Annotated in this window: 16 protein-coding genes; 6 read left to right on the forward strand and 10 right to left on the reverse strand. The window is 67.2% G+C overall.

Annotation, left to right across the window (positions count from 1 at the left end; genetic code table 11):
* Positions 1 to 26: 26 nt before the first annotated feature.
* Together LWE61_RS11500 and LWE61_RS11505 are read right to left on the reverse strand one after the other, a co-directional pair.
* On the reverse strand, positions 27 to 917 hold the full coding sequence (locus tag LWE61_RS11500) for a LysR family transcriptional regulator (protein WP_234150212.1): 891 nt from the start codon (positions 915 to 917) through the stop codon (positions 27 to 29).
* A gap of 84 nt (positions 918 to 1,001) precedes the next feature.
* Positions 1,002 to 2,201 carry an amidohydrolase family protein gene (locus LWE61_RS11505; protein WP_234150213.1) on the reverse strand — a complete coding sequence of 400 codons (1,200 nt, stop codon included), beginning with the start codon at positions 2,199 to 2,201 and terminating at the stop codon, positions 1,002 to 1,004.
* A gap of 181 nt (positions 2,202 to 2,382) precedes the next feature.
* Here LWE61_RS11505 and LWE61_RS11510 point away from each other — a divergent pair, with 181 nt between their 5' ends.
* Together LWE61_RS11510 and LWE61_RS11515 are read left to right on the forward strand one after the other, a co-directional pair.
* Complete coding sequence (locus LWE61_RS11510; RefSeq protein ID WP_234150214.1) at positions 2,383 to 3,297, forward strand: histone deacetylase family protein; 915 nt, start codon at positions 2,383 to 2,385, stop codon at positions 3,295 to 3,297.
* Positions 3,298 to 3,407: 110 nt separating this feature from the next.
* A complete protein-coding gene (locus tag LWE61_RS11515) occupies positions 3,408 to 3,608 on the forward strand; it encodes a hypothetical protein (RefSeq protein WP_234150215.1) in 201 nt (66 codons plus the stop codon).
* A gap of 235 nt (positions 3,609 to 3,843) precedes the next feature.
* On the opposite strand, the gene LWE61_RS11520 is transcribed toward LWE61_RS11515, so the two are convergent.
* The 3 genes from LWE61_RS11520 to LWE61_RS11530 form a co-directional block, all read right to left on the reverse strand.
* Positions 3,844 to 4,542, reverse strand: coding sequence for a glutamine amidotransferase (locus LWE61_RS11520; protein WP_234150216.1), 699 nt, complete (start codon positions 4,540 to 4,542; stop codon positions 3,844 to 3,846).
* A 126-nt stretch (positions 4,543 to 4,668) separates the two neighbouring features.
* On the reverse strand, positions 4,669 to 5,430 hold the full coding sequence (locus LWE61_RS11525; RefSeq protein ID WP_234150217.1) for a phosphatase PAP2 family protein: 762 nt from the start codon (positions 5,428 to 5,430) through the stop codon (positions 4,669 to 4,671).
* An 11-nt stretch (positions 5,431 to 5,441) separates the two neighbouring features.
* Complete coding sequence (locus tag LWE61_RS11530; RefSeq protein ID WP_234150218.1) at positions 5,442 to 5,735, reverse strand: hypothetical protein; 294 nt, start codon at positions 5,733 to 5,735, stop codon at positions 5,442 to 5,444.
* A gap of 268 nt (positions 5,736 to 6,003) precedes the next feature.
* Here LWE61_RS11530 and LWE61_RS11535 point away from each other — a divergent pair, with 268 nt between their 5' ends.
* On the forward strand, positions 6,004 to 8,181 hold the full coding sequence (locus tag LWE61_RS11535; RefSeq protein ID WP_234150219.1) for a S46 family peptidase: 2,178 nt from the start codon (positions 6,004 to 6,006) through the stop codon (positions 8,179 to 8,181).
* A 174-nt stretch (positions 8,182 to 8,355) separates the two neighbouring features.
* Here LWE61_RS11535 and LWE61_RS11540 read toward each other — a convergent pair whose 3' ends face one another.
* From LWE61_RS11540 to LWE61_RS11550, 3 genes are all read right to left on the reverse strand, one after another.
* A complete protein-coding gene (locus LWE61_RS11540; RefSeq protein ID WP_234150220.1) occupies positions 8,356 to 9,792 on the reverse strand; it encodes an efflux transporter outer membrane subunit in 1,437 nt (478 codons plus the stop codon).
* 4 nt (positions 9,793 to 9,796) lie between these two features.
* Entirely contained in the window at positions 9,797 to 12,982 is a 3,186-nt protein-coding gene (locus LWE61_RS11545) for an efflux RND transporter permease subunit (protein WP_234150221.1), read from the reverse strand.
* Between the two features lie 104 nt (positions 12,983 to 13,086).
* On the reverse strand, positions 13,087 to 14,337 hold the full coding sequence (locus LWE61_RS11550) for an efflux RND transporter periplasmic adaptor subunit (protein ID WP_234150222.1): 1,251 nt from the start codon (positions 14,335 to 14,337) through the stop codon (positions 13,087 to 13,089).
* Between the two features lie 111 nt (positions 14,338 to 14,448).
* Between LWE61_RS11550 and LWE61_RS11555 the strand changes: the two genes are divergently transcribed.
* The 3 genes from LWE61_RS11555 (at position 14,449) to fumC (ending at position 17,900) form a co-directional block, all read left to right on the forward strand.
* Positions 14,449 to 15,114, forward strand: a complete 666-nt coding sequence (locus LWE61_RS11555) for a TetR/AcrR family transcriptional regulator (protein ID WP_267961693.1) — start codon at positions 14,449 to 14,451, stop codon at positions 15,112 to 15,114.
* A gap of 214 nt (positions 15,115 to 15,328) precedes the next feature.
* The gene (locus LWE61_RS11560) at positions 15,329 to 16,432 is read left to right on the forward strand and encodes a helix-turn-helix transcriptional regulator (RefSeq protein WP_234150224.1); all 1,104 of its coding nucleotides are present in this window, start codon (positions 15,329 to 15,331) and stop codon (positions 16,430 to 16,432) included.
* Positions 16,433 to 16,517: 85 nt separating this feature from the next.
* The gene (gene fumC, locus LWE61_RS11565) at positions 16,518 to 17,900 is read left to right on the forward strand and encodes a class II fumarate hydratase (RefSeq protein ID WP_234150225.1); all 1,383 of its coding nucleotides are present in this window, start codon (positions 16,518 to 16,520) and stop codon (positions 17,898 to 17,900) included.
* Positions 17,901 to 17,996: 96 nt separating this feature from the next.
* Here the strand turns inward: fumC and LWE61_RS11570 are convergent, their stop codons facing one another.
* Together LWE61_RS11570 and LWE61_RS11575 are read right to left on the reverse strand one after the other, a co-directional pair.
* A complete protein-coding gene (locus LWE61_RS11570) occupies positions 17,997 to 18,530 on the reverse strand; it encodes a response regulator transcription factor (protein WP_234150226.1) in 534 nt (177 codons plus the stop codon).
* Complete coding sequence (locus tag LWE61_RS11575) at positions 18,527 to 19,816, reverse strand: ATP-binding protein (protein WP_234150385.1); 1,290 nt, start codon at positions 19,814 to 19,816, stop codon at positions 18,527 to 18,529. The genes LWE61_RS11570 and LWE61_RS11575 overlap by 4 nt, the downstream gene beginning before the upstream one ends.
* Between the last annotated feature and the right edge of the window lie 198 nt (positions 19,817 to 20,014).

The raw sequence follows: 20,014 nt of genomic DNA on the forward strand, positions 1-20,014 counted from the left end.
ACCGTCGCCAGCCCACCACGCCCCCCTCAGGCCGGATCGCCCCGGTCCAGCAGAAAATCGTCGAACGCCCGTGTCAGCCGGTTGCGCCAGATCGCGCGGGGCCGGGCCAGGCTGAGCGCGCGGGACAGGGTGAAATCGCGCACGTCCAGCCGCACCAGCCGCCCAGCCTCCACGTCATTTTCCACCATCGTGCGCGACAGGCAGGCGATGCCCCCGCCCGCGATGGCGGCCAGCCGCACCGCCCAGTTGCTGGTGGATTCGAACGCCACGGGAAACTGACCCAACTCCTCATGCAACCGATAGCGCGCCCGGCCCGCGATGTTGGACCCCGCCTCCCGCGAGCACCAGGCCATGCCCTTCATGTCCGCGACGGCCAGATTATGGCGGTCCGCCAGCGCATGGCCCGGCGCGACCACCAGCCACAGATCATCCATGCGCCATCTTACGACCTCCAGCCCCTCCACATCGGGGATCACCTCGACCAGCGCCGTCGCCAGGTCGAAACGGGCGAGCCGGTCGAACAGGTCGGTGGCGGTCGTCGCCTCGATCCTGATCTCCACGCCGGGATGGGTTCGCAGGAAATCGACGCAGATGGTCGGCAGCATGGTTTCCGCGATCATCGCGGTCGCCCCGATGACCAGCTTGCCCGCCAACGGCGCGGACTCGGCCCGCTCGATGTCGGACACTTCGGTCAGCAGGGAGCGAACCATCGGGTGCAGCCGCTTGCCCTCGTCGGTGATCTGGAGCGGCCGGCCCTTCGCATGGGCGAACAGCGACCGCTTGAGGATGATCTGGAGGTCGGTGAGCGCGCTGGACGCCGCGCTCTGGCTCATGTGCAGCCGGTCGGCGGCGGCGGTGACGCTGCCCAGCGTCGCAACGGCATCGAAGACTTCCAGCTGCCGGAGCGTGACTTTCATGCGGGCATCATAGGGGAAAGTTGAGGGAGGGGAAGATGCATCGCAGAAGGCCCCTCCCCTGAAGCGGAGGGGCCTTCCCGCCAATCACAGCGCGATATTATACAGCCGGGCCGCGTTGCCGCCCAACACCTTGGTCTTCTCCGCATGGGTCAGGTCGCCCAGCCGCGCCTCCAGATTTTCGATCGGGAACAGGCTGGTCGGGTGCGGGAAGTCGGTTTCGAACAGGACATTGTCGATACCCACCTTGCGCAGCGTATCGGCCACGCCGTCCTTCTCGAACCAGAAGCAGGCGTGGAAATTGCTCCTGAAATATTCCGACGGCCTCTTCTGGAAGCTGCGGTTCTCCGCGATTTCCAGAAGCTGGTAATCCAGCGCCTCCATCAGGAAGGGCACCCAGCCCGCGCCGCTTTCCACCGACACGAATTGCAGGCCGGGATTGCGGTCCAGCATACCGGAATAGATGATGTTGGACACGACCTTGCCATTGTTGAAGAACAGCATCGCCCCGCTGATGCCGGAGCGCAGTTCGCGGGGGAGAGAGGGCCAGCCCTGCTGCCCCATCCAGTCGATGGACGTGTCCGACGCGCCGATATGGAAGTTCACGGGCAGCCTGCGGTCCACGCACACCTCCCACAACGGATCCCAGTGCGGACTGCCGAGGTCGGGGAGCGGCTGGCCGTCGGCATCCTTATGCTCATGCGGGTCGGAGTTGATGTTGATGCCGCGCAGGCCCATCGCCGCGCACCGCTCCGTCTCCCGGATCGCCGCCTTCAGATCCCACCAGGGCAGCAGCGCCATCGGGAACATCCGCTCGCCGGATTCCGCCTGCACCTCCGCCATGGCGTCATTATAGATTTCGACGCAAATCTGGCGCAGGTCCACGTCCACCTTGCCCGTCGCCTGCCCGCCAAAGCCCAGGATGTTGGGATAGACGATCTGCGCATGGATGCCCGCAGCGTCCATGATCTTCAGCCGCTCCGGCACGCTGGACGACGCATCATGCACGTCCGCGAATGTCAGCTTCAGAAAATCGTCGAGCACGCGAACCTTGCGGCCGTCCTTCAGGATGGAGCTGTTGGGATGCGCGCCGGTGCCGATGGACAGGCGATCGTCGATCACCCAGCTCATCTGTCCCTCGAACATGCGAACCTGCGGCACCCGGTCCTTCCACTGGGCGGGCGCGCGCTTGACCCACATGTCATGCGGTTCGGTATAATGGGTGTCGGCGTCGATCACCTTGATGGTCGATGGCGCGTCCGTGCGCTCCGGTGCCAGCGTGGCCATGCTCTCTTCTCCCAGACAATTTTGTTGCCGATGGGATACCCCCGCCCCGGTGTTCGGAGAACCCGCTGACTTTAGATGAGGGGGCATCGGAAACGCCGATGACTTTGATGCGCCGGACAAGGCAGGCGTCCCGCTTGGCGGCGGCTGGCGGGGACGGGGCACAAGCTGCTAAGGCGGCGGAGTGCTGCATTTCGTCCACCATCCGCTCTATGTCGGCCCCGCCCCGCCGGGCAGCCGCTTTCCCCACGACAAATATGGTCTGGTGATGGAGGCGCTGGTGGAAAGCGGCGCGCCCCACATCGTGCATGTACCGGACCTGATGCCGGAGGCGTGGATCGCGGCGGTGCATGACCCCGCCTATGTCCGCGAAGTGCTGACCCAGAGCGTCCCGCGCGAGAAGGAGCGGCGGATCGGCTATGCGGTCACGCCCCACACCGCGCGCCGGTCGCAGCTATCGTGCGGCGGCACATGGCTGGCGGCGCGGCTGGCGCTGATCCATGGCTTTGCCGCCAATGGCGCGGGCGGCAGCCATCATGCGCTGGCGGACACGGGCGCAGGCTATTGCATCTTCAACGACCTGGCCATCGCCGCCCATAGGCTGATCGCGGAGGGGGACGTGCGCCGCATCCTGATCCTCGACCTCGACGTGCATCAGGGGGATGGCACCGCGTCGCTGACGGCGGGGCGGGACGACATCTTCACTTTGTCGCTGCATGCGGAGAAGAATTTCCCGGTGCGCAAGGCGCGCTCCACCCGCGACATCGCTCTGCCCGACGACATGGCGGACGATGCCTATATGGCCGCGCTGGCCGATGCCCTGCCCCCGATACTGGACGATTTCGCACCCGACCTGATCCTCTATCAGGCGGGGGTGGACCCGCATGGGGAGGATGCACTGGGCCGTCTGGCGCTGAGCGATGCGGGCCTCGTCCGGCGCGACCGCTTCGTGGCGCGGGAGGCCGGCAAAAGAGGCCTGCCGCTGGCCAGCGCACTCGGCGGAGGCTATGGGCCGGACCGGCTGGCGGTGGCGAAGCGCCATGTCCGAACCATTTTGACGGTTAGAGAAAATTATCATCAAAATGATTCAACTGATTGAATAATCAGTTTTTTGACGAAATCCTGCGGCTTTCTGCATACCCAAGAAATTCTTGGGCGATCCCAAAAAGGACTGGCTCGAAAATTCCTACTGTTTCTGTAGGAATAACGGTGAAATTTTCCTGGAACTTCCGCGACCTTGTGGTGTTCCCGCCCTGTCTTTGGGAGGATGAGATGCCACAAACGCAACGCCAGACCGATCGCACGCCCGCGCCGCCGCCCGCCACCCAGTCGGCGGGGCATCGCACCAAATCGGCCCATGAGAAGAGCCGCCTCGACGCAAGCGAATTCTGGCGTCGCCTCGGCCTCTGACGGCCCCTGTAACAGCCCCCCCTGTAACAGGCCCCGCATAACGGGCTTTCAGGATATACGGGGGGGCAGGCCGGCGCCGTCCCTTACCCGATTCGGCACCATCGCAGGTACTCACCGCAGGGGTCAGACACCGGTTACCAGGACACTGGGTTACCGGGACACGGGGTTACCAGAACACGCGCTAGCACCGGGCCATCACCAACCTCGGCAGATGTCCCATCCTCCGGACAATCGGTCAGCGCAGCCCCTCCAGCCATTCGGCGATCATCCGCCGCCCGGCCGCGACCGCACCCGGTCCCAGTTCGTCATGGATGGCGCTGAACGACGCCTCGTCCTGTCCCGCCTCCTGCACCGATTCCGGCCATTGGCGGACCCATTCGTGGAACCGCTCGTCCTCGCCCATCTCCGCATGGAATTGCAGCGCCAGCAGGTTGGAGCCACGCCGGAACGCCTGATGCGCGTAGAGGGCGCTGGACGCCAGCAACTCCACCCCTTCGGGCAGGGTGAAGGTGTCGCCATGCCAGTGCAGCACTGGCACGTCCGCGATATGACGCAGCGGAGTGGCCACCGCATCCGGGTGCAGTTCGACGGGGTGGAAGCCCACTTCCTTGTGCGGCCCGGCATAGACTTCCGCGCCGAGCGCCGCCGCCACCATCTGCGCGCCGAAGCATACGCCGATCGTCGGCCGGTCCGCCTCCAGCCGCTGCGCCAGCCGCTTGAGCTGGCAGCCGATCCACGGATACCGGTCCTTTTCATACACGCCCATCGGCCCGCCCATCATGATGAGCAGGTCCGGTTCCCGCAGGTCCAGCGTCGCAAAGGCGGGATCGGCCACGTCGATCCGGTCGAGGTCATAGCCCGCCGCCTCGATCGGCGCGCGATAGCCCGCGACGCCCTCATAGGGCACATGGCGAATGATAAGCGCGGATTTCATGGCGTCAGCAATGCACCGCGATGCCGGTGGAGGGAAGGAAGAGCTTCTTGCACCCCTGCAACATGGCGTTCCTGCCCCCAGAAGGGAATATGCAATCGGAGCGGATCGCGATTTCCTGCATCGCGGTCACGGACCGGACGTGGCGGCCTCTATCGTCCGCTCCCTTTGCAGCCCCCGCGCGACCAGCGAACTGAGCGCCGCCCAGCTTGCGCCGACGCACCATCCCGCCATCACGTCGCTGGGCCAGTGCACGCCCAGATAGACGCGGGACAGGCCGATCAGCAGGGTCAGCGCCATCGCCGCGGAGAGGATATAGATACGCACCCGCCGGTCCCGCTGCGCGCGGGCGAGCAGAGCGCCGAGCGTGAGGTAGATGATCGCGCTGTTCATCGCATGGCCGCTGGGGAAACTGGACGATGTGACCTCCACCAGATGATCGACCAGATCGGGCCGGGGCCGGGCGAACAGCGTCTTGAGCAGGGTGCTGACCATGGCCCCGCCCGCAATCGCCGCCGTCATGAACAGAGCGATACGCAGCTTGCGCGCTGCCACCAGATAGCCCGCCGCCAGCGCGGTGATGAGCGTCAGCACGCTGACCCCGCCCAGCGCGGTGATGTCCACCATCGCCCGGCGCAGCCACAGCGGGCCGACGGGCACAGCCGGATCGCTGGCGCTGCGCATCGCGCGCAGCAACATGCGATCAATCGCCAGGCTATCCCCCTCCGTCACCTCCGACGCCAGTTTGAGGAAGGCGAATCCCCCGACCGCGACGATCAGGAAGACGACCAGCATCCGACTGTCGATGCGATGGGCATGGGGACTGAGGAGGGCGAGGAGACGATGACGCGGTGACGGCGTGCGGACTGCCGCGTCTTCAGGCGAGTGCACTGTTCTGCGCCTCAATAGGTGCGGTCCCGGCCGCGCATGGCGTGGGTCCGCGCAGGGGAACGACCGCAATAATAGAAATGCTGGACGAGGACGGGCGGTCCCTTGGGGGCGTCCGCCTCCTCATGCGCTGCAGGTGCGGGCTGCATGTCGTGCGTGGGATCATCCGTCACGATGGGCGTCGCGGCTTCCGAAACCGTGCCTGTGCCGGTCGCGATGCCCGTGTCTGCGCCCGCGTCGTCACCTGAGCGCGCCAGTACGTCGGGCAGGTCGGTATGGTCGGCCAGGCTGATCTTCTCGTGGCGCACTGCTGTCCTCTTCCCATGCAGCGGTCCCGTCCGCTCCACGCGGACTAGACGCCCCGCACCGCCCCTCGGTTCCCACGGTTCGTCGCATAGCGGCGCGGCGGGAGCGGGCAGGCCCACACCCGGACCGGAACGGCGGAGCCGATGCCCGCACCATCGCGGGAAAAAGGCCGGACACGTCGCTTTTTTGCCGGATGGTCCGCCCGCCCCTTGCCATCGCCGCGCGCATAGTCAGGATGGTGCGATCATCTGTTCGCCGGAGTTCCCCGTCATGCCCCGTATCGTGCTGCCCCCCCTGTCGCCGGGGCTGCCCCTCCGCTTCGCCCTCACCGCCTCCATCGCTGCCGCCACCCTCACCGCCATCGCGCCCGCCGGTGCGAACGAGGGCATGTGGATGCCGGGACAGGTGGCACAGATCGGCGCGGCGTTGCGCGCGGACGGGTTGCAGCTCGATCCCGCCGCGCTGGGCGACCTGAACGCCGCGCCACTCAACGCCATCGTCTCGCTGGGTGGCTGCTCTGCCGCTTTCCTCAGCCCGCAGGGGTTGGTCGCGACCAACCATCATTGCGTGCTGGGTTCGGTGCAATATAACAGCAAGGAGGGGCAGGATTATCTGACCAACGGCTTCCTGGCCCCGGCGCTGACCGACGAACTGCCCGCCGCGCCCGGCAGCCGCATCTATGTGATAGAGGCTCTGCGCGACGTCACACCCGCGATGCTGAAGGGCGTCACCGCCACGCTGGGCGGCGCGGCCCGCTACGCCCGCATCGACACCAACCGCAAGGCGCTGATCGCCGCCTGCGAGAAGCAGCCCAACCGCCGCTGCGACGTGCGCCCCTATTATGGCGGCGCCTCCTATTATCTCCAGCAGCAGCTTGAGATTCAGGACGTGCGGCTGGTCTACGCCCCCGCGCTGGGCATCGGCAATTTCGGCGGGGAGACGGACAACTGGATGTGGCCGCGCCACACCGGCGATTTCGGCTTCTACCGCGCCTATGTCGGCCCCGACGGCAGCTCCCGCCCCTATGCAAAGGAGAATGTCCCCTATCGCCCCAAAAGCTGGCTGACGATCGCGAAGGAGGGGTTGAAGGAGAATGATTTCGTCATGGTGGCGGGCTTCCCCGGCACCACCAGCCGGCTGAAGACCTATGACGAAGTGCGCTTCAACTTCGCCGAATATGAACCGCTGTGGCAGCGCCTGTTCGCCGAATATGCGACCCAGATCCACAAGGCGACGGCGGGCAACCGGGAGGCGCAGATCCGATACGCCTCCATCCTGCAAGGCGCGGAGAATTACGAGAAGAAGCTGTCCGGCGACATTGCGGGCGCGGACGCCATCGGGCTGGACGCGCGCAAGGCGGCGGAGGAGAAAGCCTATCGCGACTGGATCGCCGCCGATCCTGCGCGCACCGCCCGCTATGGCGTGGCGGCGCGGGCGCTGGACGCCGTGGTGACGGAGAATAATGCCGCTTGGCTCAAGGGCTTGCGGCAGGGACTTCTCGGCCGGGCACAGCTTCTCTCGTCCGCGCGGCAGCTCTATCGCTGGGCGCGGGAGCGGGCCAAGCCGGACGCCGCGCGGGAAAGCGGCTATCAGGATCGCGACCGCCGCGCGACCATCGACCGGCTGACGCAGGTCGAGCGCCGCTACCTCGCCCCCATCGACCGGCAATTGTTCGAGGCGGCGCTGGCCGAATATCGCCAGCTTGCCCCCGCCGACCGCGATGCGGCGTTCGAGGCGACGCTGGCGCAGATCGGGCTGGACCGGCTCTACGCCGACACGAAACTGGGCGACACGGCCACGCGCCTCGGCTGGTTGGACAAGACGGCGGCGGAGTTCGAGGCGTCGAGCGATCCCTTCATCCGGCTGGCGGTCGCGCTCAACCCCGGCGACATGGCGGGCGAGGCGAAGGAGAAGGACCGGGCGGGCCGGATACAGGCGGCGCGATCCCTCTATATGCAGGGGCTGCTGGACTATCGAAAGGCGGTGGGCCAGCCCATCTATCCCGACGCCAACGGATCGCTGCGCCTGACATGGGGCAAGGTGACGGGCCGCACCCGCGACGGGCAGATCTGGACGCCCTTCACGACGGCGGAGGGCCTTGTCGCCAAGCAGACCGGCAAGGGCGAGTTCGACGCGCCCGACGCCGCCATCGCCGCGATCAGGGCCAGGGATTATGGTCCCTATGTCGCGCCCGCGCTGGGCACGCTGCCGGTGGATTTCATGTCCACAGTGGACATCACGAACGGCAACAGCGGATCGTCGACGCTCAATGCAAAGGGGGAGTTCGTCGGCCTCGCCTTCGACGGGACGCTGGACGGGGTGATTTCCGACTGGGCCTATGCCGCCGACCGCAACCGAACCATCCATGTGGACAGCCGCTTCATGCTGTGGACCATGGACACTATCGACCATGCCGATCGGCTGCTCAAGGAAATGGGGGCGAAATAGCCCCCATCGTCGCTATCCTGCGTCTTGAGCCACCCTGCGTCTTGAGAAGGACCGCACGAACCTGGGTTTGCAGTCCGAGAGGCAGGAACGGCCCTTCTCAAGCCGCAGGGTGGTAGCCGCGTTTAAGACGAAGCGATATTAGCCTGCGATGAACGGAGTCTTATCGCGCGTTCATTACCGTACCAAGGCAATCCGCTGCGGATCGCTCTGCCAGCCGCCGCCCAGCGCCCGAAACAGGTCGATCTGGCTGGCGGCAACAGCGGCGTCTGCCTCCGCCAGATCATTTTCCGCGCCCGCCAGCGTCCGTTCGGAATCTAGGACGATTAGCGAATCCACCCGCCCTTCGCGCAACTGCGCCCGGCTGATCTTCGCCGCAATGCGCGCCTGATCGGCGGCCTCCCGCAAGAACTGCCGCCGCTGGAGCGTGTTGGCATAGGTGGACAGCGCCGTCTCCGTCTCCTGCAACGCGGTCAGCACCGTGCCGTCGAAGGTGGCGAGCGCCGCCCGCGTGGTGGCCTGCGCCTGTGCGATGCGCGCCCGGCCACTCTCGATATTGGGGAAGGCCCAGCTGAGCAACGGCCCTGCCAGCCAGCGCAACGGCCCCGCACCGAACAGGTCGGACAGGCCATTGCTGGTCGAACCGACCGACGCCCCCAGCGAAATCTTGGGATAGAGGTCGGCGGTGGCGATACCGATGCGCGCGGTTTCGGCGGCCAGCCGCCGTTCCGCCTCCCGCACATCGGGCCTGCGAGCAAGTAGCGCGCGGCCATCGCCCACCGGAACGGGGCGTTCCAGGCGAAGCGTGGCCGCGCGCATGCCGACCTGGGGGGGCAGGTCGGCCGGCACTCTTCCGGTCAGGAGGGCGAGACGGAAGAGTGCCGCATCGCGCTGGGCGCGAAGCGGGGAAATCTGGGCGCGCTGCTGGCTTTGCAGCGCGGAGACACGGGCGACGTCGAGACGGCTGGTGCGTCCCGCCTCGAACCGCTTGGCGGTCAGTTCCACGGTCTTGTCGAGCAGGTCGAGCGTGCGCTGGGCGACACCGATCCGCTCCGCCGCCGACGACGCATCCGCATAGGCCCGCGCCGTCTCCGCCACGATACCGACACGCACGGCGTCCGCCGCGGCGGCCGCGGCATCCGCGTCGCCGCGCGACGCCTCTATCGACCGCTTCACCCGGCCGAACAGGTCGACCTCATAGGTGACGCCGAGGCCACCATCGACCCGCCAGTCCTCCGCCGGCAGGCCCGGCGCGCGCTGGAGGGCGGACGTGCGGCCATATTGGCCGCTGCTGGTGATGCTGGTCTGCGGCAGGCGCAGCGCCCGGCTTTCGCGCAGCGAGGCGCGCGCCCGCTCCAGATTGGCGACCGCCACGCGCAGGTCCGTGTTGGACTTCAGCGCATCCGCCACCAACTGGTCCAGCACCGGGTCTTCATACAGCCGCCACCAGTCGTCCTGCGGCGCGTCCGCCGTGACCAGCGAGGGCACCGCCGCCACGAAGGGCCGGTCCGCGTTCGCCGGGGTGGCGGGGCGCACATAGTTCGGCCCCGCCGCGCAGGCCGCCAGCGTCAGCGTGCCGACGCCCAGCAGCAGGATGGTCTTGATCGTCTTCATGCGATTACTCCGCAGCATCGAGGGCGGGACGGGCGGCGGACGAGGCGGCCCGGCGATCGCGCCAGCCCTTCATCCGCAGGGACAAGGCCCGCGTCGCGACATAGAAGGTCGGCGTGAAGACGAGGCCGAAGAAGGTCACGCCCAACATGCCAAAGAACACCGCCGTCCCCAGCGCCTGCCGCAATTCCGCGCCCGGTCCCGTCGCGATCAGCAACGGCACCACGCCCAGGATGAAGGCGAAGCTGGTCATCAGGATCGGGCGCAGGCGGCTCTGCGCCGCACGAACCACGGCATCGACGGGGTTCAGCCCCTCCTCCTCCGCCTGCTTGGCGAATTCCACGATCAGGATCGCATTCTTCGCGGCAAGGCCAATCAGGACGACAAGGCCGATCTGGGTCAGGATATTATTGTCCAGCCCCCGCATCAGCACGCCGGACATGGCGGCCAGCAACGTCATCGGCACGATCAGGATGATCGCCAGCGGCAGCATCAGGCTTTCGAACTGCGCCGCGAGGACGAGGAAGACGAACAACGTCGCCGCCGCGAAAACCCACACCGCCGCATTGCCCGCCATCTTCTGCTGATAGGCCACTTCCGTCCATTCGGTGGTGACACCGGCGGGCAGGTTGGCGGTCAGCCGCTCCATCGCCGCGATCGCCTGACCGGACGAATGGCCCGGCGCCGTGTCGCCCTCTATGTCGATGGACGGATAGAGGTTGTAGCGGACGGCCCGATACGGCCCGGTCTTGTCCTGAAGGGTCGCGACCGCGCTGACCGGCACCATCTCGCCGCTGTTGGAACGGGTCTTGAGCAGGGCGATGTCGCCGGTATCGTCACGGAACGGCAGGTCAGCCTGCGCGATCACGCGATAAGTGCGGCCGAGCAGGTTGAAGTCGTTGACGTACGCCGACCCCAGATAGACCTGCAACGTCTCGAACACCCGCGACGGCGACACGCCGATCATATCCGCCTTGGCCCGGTCAACATCCGCATAGACGCGCGGCGCCGAAGCCTCGAACTTGGTGTGGACCATAGCGAGGTTGGGATCCTTGTTCGCCTCGCCCGCAATGCCCCACACGATCTTGTTCAGCTCATCATAGCCACGGCCGGACCGGTCCTGCACCATCAGCTTGAAACCGCCGCCGGTGCCGATGCCACGGATCAGCGGCGGCGGGATGACGAACACCCGGCCCTGATCCACCGTCTGCGCGATCTTGTTGGCCTCCATCAGGATCGACCCCTGGGTCTGCCCATGCTTCGCCCGTTCCGCAAAACTGTCGAAGACGAGGAAGGCGGCGGCCGCATTGGGCGCGGCGGTGCCGGTCGGGCCATGGAAGCCGGTCAGCATGACCGCACCCTTGACGCCGGGGATCTTCATCATCCGCGCCGATGTCTCGCGCAGCACCTTGTCGGTGGCGGTCAGCGAGGTGCCGGGCGGCGTGAAGGTGGCGGCCAGGACATAGCCCTGATCCTGGTTGGGCACGAAGCCCGCAGGGGTGACCGAGAAGACGAACGCCGTCAGCGCGATCAGCCCGCCATAGACCAGCAGCACCGGCCCGCGCACCGCCAGCATCCGGCGCGTCGTCGTCGCATACCAGTCGCTCAGCCTGTCGAAGGCGGCGTTGAACCGCCGTCCGCCACGATAGACCATCCGGGCATAGCGCCCCTCCGGCTCATCCTCCGCCTTGGGCTTGAGCAGCAGCGCGGCCAGCGCGGGCGACAAGGTGAGCGAGAGGACCAGCGAGATGATCGTCGCCGCCGATATGGTCACCGCGAACTGGCGATAGAATTCGCCGGTCAGCCCGGTCAGGAACATCGTCGGCACGAACACCGCGCACAGCACCAGCACGATGGCGACCAGCGCGGTCGACACCTCGTCCATGGAACGGTGGGAGGCGTCGCGTGGCGTCATGCCATGCTCCAGGTTCCGCTCGACATTCTCCACCACCACGATGGCGTCGTCGACCACGATGCCGATGGCCAGCACCAGCCCGAACAGCGACAGGTTGTTGAGTGAATAGCCGAACCCCGCCAGCACCGCGAAAGTGCCGATCAGCGACACCGGGATCGCCAGCACGGGGATGATCGCCGCGCGCCAGCTTTGCAGGAAGACGAGGATCACGATCACCACCAGCACCACCGCCTCCAGCAGCGTGTGCTGCACGGCGTTCACGGATTCGCGGATGAACTCGGTCGGGTTGTAGAAGACATTATGCTTCATGCCGGGCGGAAAGCTCTTCGCCATCTGGTTCAGTTCGGCCTGCACCTCGTCCGCCACGGCCAGCGCGTTGCTGCCGGGGCGCTGGAACACGCCGATGCCGACGGCAGGCTCGCCGGAGAAGTAGAAGTTGATGCCATAATCCTCCGCGCCCAGCTCCACGCGGGCGACGTCGGACAGGCGGGTCAGGCGGCCCTCCCCGTCGCTCTTGATGACGACATTGGCGAACTGGTCGGCGGTCTTGAAACGGCCCTGCGCCTCCAGATTGAGTTCATAGGCGGCGCCCGTGTCCTCCGGCGGCTTGCCGATGGAACCTGCCGCGACCTGCACATTCTGGCTGCGCAGCGCCTCGACCACCTCACCCGCCGTCATGTTGCGGGCGGCGGCGCGGCCGGGGTCGATCCACACGCGCATGGCGTAATCACGCGCGCCGAATATGCGGACTTCGCCCACGCCGTCGATGCGCGCGATGCGGTCCTTGATCTGGGTCAGTGCATAGTTGGACAGATAGGCGGTATCCAGCGACCGGTCGGGCGAGGTCAGGTTGGCGACCAGGATGAAATCCGGCGTGGACTTGCGCGTCACCACGCCCTGCCGCCGCACTTCCTCCGGCAGGCGAGGCTCGGCCAGCGCAACCCGGTTCTGCACCAGCACCTGCGCCTCGTCCAGGTCGATGCCCTGCTTGAAGGTCACGGTGATGGTCAGGCGGCCGTCGCCCGTCGACTGGCTCGACATATAGATCATGTTGTCGACGCCGTTGATTTCCTGCTCCAGCGGCGCGGCGACCGTGTCGGCCAGCGTTTCGGAGGACGCGCCCGGATAGGTCGCGCTGACCGTCACGGTCGGCGGCACCACGTCGGGATATTGCGCGACGGGCAGGCCGAAGAACGCCAGCGCGCCGACGATGGTGATGACCACCGCGATCACGCCCGCAAAGATCGGCCGTTCGATGAAGACATGGCTGAGACGCATGGATCTCTTCCCTTATTCCCTGTACCCGGAAAGCCCGGTGATGAGCGCGCAAGGGACCGTTGCGCAGCGCCTGCGCGGCCAGCCCCCGACGGCCCGTGACATAATCAGTTCGTTATGGTCGCCTGCGACGATGCGGGCGCGGCGACCGGGGCGACTGCCGCCACCTTTGCCGGGTCGATGCGCCCCGCGATCTTGTTCACCTTTGCCCCCGGCATCGCGAACTGGGTGCCCTGGATGACCACCTCGTCCTGCGCCGTGATGCCGGATCGGATGACGCGCAGGCCACCGGCCAGTGCACCGACCTCGACCGGCCTGACCGCGACGGTCCCGTCCTTCGCCACGACATAGACGATCTTGCGCGCCTGATCGGTGACGACCGCGCCGTCCGGCACCAACAGCGCCCGGTGCGGCGCGCCGCCGTTCAGCCGCATGTTGCCGAACATGCCGGGAACCAGAAAGCCGCCCGCATTGGCGACCACCGCCCGGCCCCGGATCGTGCCGGACCCATTGTCGATGGCGTTGTCGGTGAAGTCGACATGGCCCTTCCACTTATACTCCGCCTCGTCCTGAAGACGGATTTCGACCTGGCCGGCGGCGTCCTTCTGCCGCTGATGCTTCAGCAGCAGCGCCTCGGACCCGTTGAAGCTGAAATAGATCGGGTCGAGCGCGTTGATCGTCGTCATGACGGTCGCACCGGCGGCGGTATCGCCCGCCACCAGATTGCCGACATCGACGCGGCGGTCGGAGATGCGGCCCGTGATCGGCGCGCGGATATGGGCGAACTCGACGTTCAGCCGCTGCGCCCGCACCGTCGCCTGCGCGGCGGCCAGTTGCGCCTGTCCCGACTGGACGCGCGCCCGCAGCGTGTCGATCTCCTCCGCGCTCACCGCCTGGTCGGCGATCAGGCGGCTGGCCCGCGCCAGTTCCGCCCGCGCCAGATTGACCGTGGTGGCGGCGGCGGCGGCCTGCGCCTGCGACTGGTCCAGCACGGCGGTGAAGGGGCGCGGGTCGATGGTGAAGAGCAATTGCCCCTTCTGCACCACGTCGCCGTCCTTGAAATGGATACCGACGAGCTGGCCGGAGACGCGCGGGCGCACCTCCACGGCCTTGCTCGCCTCGAACCGGCCGACATAATCGTCCCAATCGGTGACCATGCGCGACAGCGGGTGCGACACGGTGACCGATGCGGGCGGCGGCGCGGCCGGGGCAGGCGCCGCGCCGAACCAGCGCATCAACAGATAGACCAGCGCCAGCCCGATGACCGGCAGGATCAGATACGCCTTTTTCCACCGCGCCTGACCGGCCGCCGAGTCCTGCTCCGCGCTCGAATCGGCTTTCACCTTGGAAAGATACATGGAATCGCCCGCCTTTATGCTACGGTTATGTTACTAACCGGTACGTCTCTTGCGGCCTACGTACCGATCTGTTACATCCTCGTCAAGCAATGAGGATATGGACGTCATGCAATGGCGATAAAGATTGACTCCTTTTGTGATTGTGGACCCGGTTCTGTAAAGAAAACAGCGGCTTCGAAGATTTTCGAGACCGCCAAGGATCTGTTCTACAAACGCGGCGTGCGCGATGTGGGCGTTGACGAAATCGTCGCGGGCGCGGGCGTGACCAAGCCGAGTCTGTATCGCGCCTACCGGTCGAAGGACGATCTGGTCGCCGCCTGTCTTCAGGAAAGCGCCGACGACGGACGCGCCGCGGTCGACGCCGCCGTCAAGGCCGCCGGTCCCTGCCCCCGCGACAAGTTGCGCGCCATCGTCGCCCATTTCGCGGAAAAGATCGGCTGCGTCGAATTTCGCGGCTGCCTCATCAGCAATGTCGCGGTCGAACTGCCCGAACCCGATCATCCGGGCCGCATCATCCTGCGAAGCTGTAAGACGGACCTGCGCGGGCTGATGGTCGACATCTGCCGGGATCTGCACGTCGACGACCCGGATGCGCTGGCCAACGGCCTGATGCTGGTGATCGAGGGGGCGATGGCCAGCCATCATATCTTTGGCAGCCAGGGTCCGGCGCTGGCCCTTACCCCGACCTGCGAGACGCTGATCCGGGCGCACCTGCCCGACGGTTTCCCGCTCGGCGTCCCCCCGCGCGGGTCCGTGCGGATTGCTGCATCGCAATAGGCCGCACGCGATAGGCCACCCCGCGCCGGGCAGGCGGTCCCGCTCCCACCCCGCGTGCCGGGCGGGCGACGGGGCTTGCGGACCGCCGCCCGCCCGGCCTAGAATCCCCCGCCTGCACGCTGTTTCCGCCGGGAATTTTTCACCTCTACCGGCTCCGCGCCGCCGCCACTCGCGTTGTCTTTTCGCCGCCACCTGCCCTGGGGAATCCGATTTCTTGGACAGCCGCCTTCTTCAACTCGCGGATGGATTTGCGTCCGCCGCCATCGACCCATCCCAATGGATGGGCGCGCTGCGGTTGCTGGCCGATGCGACCGGATCGGCGCGGGGTCAGTTGATCGGCGTGGGCGGCGATGCCTCCATCCCGTTCAACTGGGTCCATGATTTCCCGCCCGACGCCCATGACCTGTTTCGCGACATGGATGGCGGCAACCCGCACATCAATCCCCGCATCGCCGCCGCGATCGGCGCGCCGCTGCTGGAGGTGCGCAGCGAGGCGCATTACCAGCGGGCGCGACCCCTGCTGAAATCCGAAATCTATCTGGATTTCTGCCGCGACTATGACATTTCCCACGGTTGCCAGACCAAATTGTTCGAAGGGGACGGCGGGATCGTCGGCCTTGCCGTCCTGCGCACCGAACGGGACGGGCCCAGCACGGCGGAGCAGCGCGCGCTGTTCGCCGCCGTCGCCCCCTTCGTGCGCAGCGCCGTCCGCATGCAGATGGCGCTGGAGCGGGACGGGCCGAAACTGATGACGGGCGCGCTCGAAACCGTGTCCGCCGCCGCCTTCATCTGCAACCGCGCCGGGCGCGTGCTGGCCCATACGGCGGCGGCGGAGCAATTGCTGGACGGGGGCCGGATCGGCATCGGCGCCGGGCTGCTGCGCGTGCCAGGCCATGCGATGCAGGACCGGCTGGCGCGAGCGTTGGCGCGCCACGGCGGCCCGCTCCCCCTCCCGCTGGAATCGCTGGTGCTGGAGGACCGGGCGAACGGCGGACCGCCGCTGCTGCTCGACATCGTCGCCATGCCGCGCGGGCCATGGCGGTTCGATTTCGATACCCGCATCATGGTCGTCGTGCGCGGCGCGGACCGCTGGCACGGTTCGGCGTCGGCCGTGCTTCAGGGCATCTATGGCCTGTCCCCCGCGGAGGCGGACATCGCGCTGCGCCTCGCCCGTGGCCAGCCGCGCGAAACGGTGGCGGAGGAGCGGCGCGCCCGCCTCGAAACCATCCGCTCGCAGATCAAGGCGATCTTCGCCAAGCTGGGCGTGACGCGGGAGGTGGAACTGGTCGTCATGCTCGGCCAGTTGTTGCGCGACTGAGGCGGGAACCGCCCCGCCCCCTCCCGCCGGTCGTCCCCCGCGCCTATATGGGGAGCAGACCTTTCCGCCAGTCCTGGAGAAGCGCATGTCCCTGACCCGTGACGAAAGCGACAGCATCGGCACCGTCGCCGTGCCCGCCCACGCCTATTGGGGCGCGCAGACCCAGCGCAGCATCGAGAATTTCCCCTTTGGCGCGACGGAACGCATGCCCATCGGCATCGTCCATGCCCTAGCGCTGGTGAAGCGGGCCGCCGCGCGGGTGAACCGCCGTTTCGGGCTGGACGCGGGCGTCGCCGACGCCATCGAATCCGCCGCCGCCGAAATCGTAGAGGGCCAGCATGACGACCAGTTCCCGCTGGTCATCTGGCAGACCGGCAGCGGCACCCAGACGAACATGAACGTCAACGAGGTGATCGCCGGTCGCGCCAACGAGATGCTGTCCGGCACACGCGGCGGCAAGTCCCCCGTGCATCCCAACGACCATGTCAACATGGGCCAGTCCTCCAACGACAGCTTTCCCACCGCGCTGCACATCGCGGCGGCGCGCGCGGTCAACGACGCGCTGATCCCGGCACTCGACCGCCTGCACGGCGCGCTGGCCGCCAAGTCGGCGGCGTGGAGCGGCATCGTCAAGATCGGGCGCACCCATTTGCAGGATGCGACCCCGCTGACGCTGGGGCAGGAATTTTCCGGCTATGCCCATCAACTCGCCCGCTGCCGCGCGCGGATAGAGGATGGGCTGTGGGACATATTGCCGCTGGCGCAGGGCGGCACGGCGGTCGGCACCGGTCTCAACGCCCCCACCGGTTTCGACAAGGCGGTGGCGGCGGAGATCGCCATCCTCACCGGCCTCGCCTTCCAGACGGCGGACAACAAGTTCGAGGCGCTGGCCTCCAACGACCCCCTCGTCCATTTGTCCGGCGCGCTCAACACGCTGGCCGTCGCCCTGACCAAGATCGCCAACGACATCCGCCTGCTGGGCAGCGGCCCGCGATCCGGCCTGGGCGAACTGTCCCTGCCCGCCAACGAACCGGGCAGTTCGATCATGCCGGGCAAGGTCAACCCGACCCAGTGCGAGATGCTGACCATGGTCGCCGCGCAGGTGATCGGCAATCATCAGGCGGTGACGGTCGGGGGGTTGCAGGGCCATCTGGAACTGAACGTGTTCAAACCGCTGATCGGCGCGGCGGTTCTGCGCTCGCTCCACCTGCTGTCGGTGGGGATGGCGAGTTTCGCGGACCGCTGCGTCGATGCAATGGAGCCGAACCGGGAGCGGATCGCGGAACTGGTCGACCGCTCGCTGATGCTCGTCACCGCGCTGGCGCCGGAAATCGGCTATGACAATGCCGCCCACATCGCCAAGCACGCCCACGCCCATGGCCAGACCCTGCGCGAGGCAGGACTGGAACTGGGACTGGTCGACGCCGCGACCTTCGACCGGCTGGTGCGGCCGGAGACGATGATCTAGGAAGTTTGGGGCGAGGCGGGTTTCGACCATTTCTCCCCTATGCAGGATAGGGGAAGAAGAGCCAGCTGTCTGCCACCCATCCCGCCCCTCTCCCCCCTACCGCACGGGCCGTTTCTCCAGCTTGCGCGCCAATGTCCGCCGGTGCATGCCCAGCCGCCGCGCCGCCTCCGATATGTTGAAGTCCGTCTCCACCAATGTCTGGTGGATATGCTCCCACTCCACCGTCTTGATGGAGGATTGCCGGCCGTCCAGCGGCGCATCCGGGTCGCCGTCCGCGCGGGCGAAGGCGGCCTCTATGTCGTCGGTGTTGGACGGCTTGGCCAGATAATAGCTGGCACCCAGCTTGATCGCCTCCACCGCCGTCGCGATGCTGGCGAAGCCAGTCAGGACCACGATCTTCATCCCCGCGTCCAGCGCGCGCAACGTCTGGACGCAGGCGAGGCCCGACGCGCCGCCCAGTTTCAGGTCCACCACCGCATAGCCGGGCCGCTCCGTGCCCAGCAGCACGGCCAGATCGTCCGGGCTGGCCGCGGTCAGCACGCGATAGCCGCGCCGCTCGAACGAGCGTTTGAGCGTGCGGGCAAAGGCGGCGTCATCCTCCACGATGACCAGAAGGGGTTGGTCGCTCATTGCGGGGCCTCCAGATGATAGGACAGGCTGTCGAGGGGGAGGGTCACGCGGACCATCGCGCCGCCCTCCGCCCGGTTGCTCGCGCTGGCCTCGCCGCCCAGCTTGCGCACCATGTTGACGAGGAGGAAGAGGCCGAGGCCCCCGCCCGGCTTGCCCTTGGTCGAACGATAGGGCTGGCCGAAACCCGCCAGTATCTCCGCCGCGAAGCCGGGGCCATGGTCGGTGATGGTCAGGATCAGTCGGTCCTGATCGCGCGATGCGGCGACCCCGATCCAGCCGGGCGAAACCTCCGCCGCATTGTCCAGCGCATTGGCGATCACCTGCCGCAGGGCGGGGTCGGAGACGATCGCGACATCCTCCCCAAAGTCGTCGTCCAGCACGGCGGCGGGCCAGCCCGCGACGAGGCTGTGCAGGAACCGGCGGACGGTGGTGAATTCGGGCGCGGTGCCGCGCGCCTCCCCCGCCGACATCAATATACCGCTGACGATGGTCTTGCACCGATGGACGGCGGCGGCCATGTCGGCCAGATCCTCCTGCATCTCCGGGTCGGCGTCGAACCGGTCCATGTCGCGCCAGTCGCCGATCAGCACGGAAAGGGAAGCGAGCGGCGTGCCCAGTTCATGCGCCGCGCCCGACGCGAGCAGGCCCATGCGGACGATATGATCCTCCTCCACCGCGCGCTGGCGTATGGCGGCGAGGGCGGCGTCGCGCTCCTGCAAATTGCGGGCGATACGCGCGACGAACAGGACCAGCAGGACCGCGATCAGCGCAAAGCAGACGAGGCTGCCCCGGATATAAAGCCCCAGTGGATCGGCGGCATAGGCGGTGGGCAAGGCCAGCGGCCGGGACTCCACGGCGAGCAGCGCGAGCGCGGCCAGCGCGGCGGCGACGATGCCCCAGGAGGATCGCGGCCGCAGCAGGATCGCGCCGATCACCACCTGAAGCAGGAAGAGCGAGGCGAAGGGATTGGTCAGCCCGCCGCTGTGATAGAGTTGCCAGGCGAGCGCGGCCACATCCAGCAGCAGGGCGGCGGTCAGTTCGCCATTGGACACCGACCGGCGGCGGCGGCGCAGGATCAGCATGGTCGCGACATTGACCAGCGCCAGCACGGCGGGCGCGAGCATGAGCGGCAGCAGGCGCAGGTCGATCCGCATCCCCTCCTGCACCACGGCGATGGTGATGAGCTGCCCCCCGACCGCGATCCAGCGGAGCTGCACCAGCAATTCCATGTTCCGCCAGCCTGCGTCGGGCACGGACGGGGCGCGAAGGGACCGGGGGTTGCCCATGGCCGGGGTGGTGCCGGACGGGTGGATATTGTGCATGGCCTGCCTGTTCCTGCCCCTGATCTTGCCGTGCGGCCGGGCTTAGGCCGGTTGGGCCGTGGGGGAAAGGGGGTGTAGACTGGGTATGCGCATCGGAGATTCGCGCGATGCTATTGGATTGCAGACATTGTGACGTCGGGGATATCGCCCCGCTTGAGAGAA

This window comes from Sphingobium sufflavum, from assembly GCF_021403115.1.
GTDB classification, from domain to species: domain Bacteria; phylum Pseudomonadota; class Alphaproteobacteria; order Sphingomonadales; family Sphingomonadaceae; genus Sphingobium; species Sphingobium sufflavum.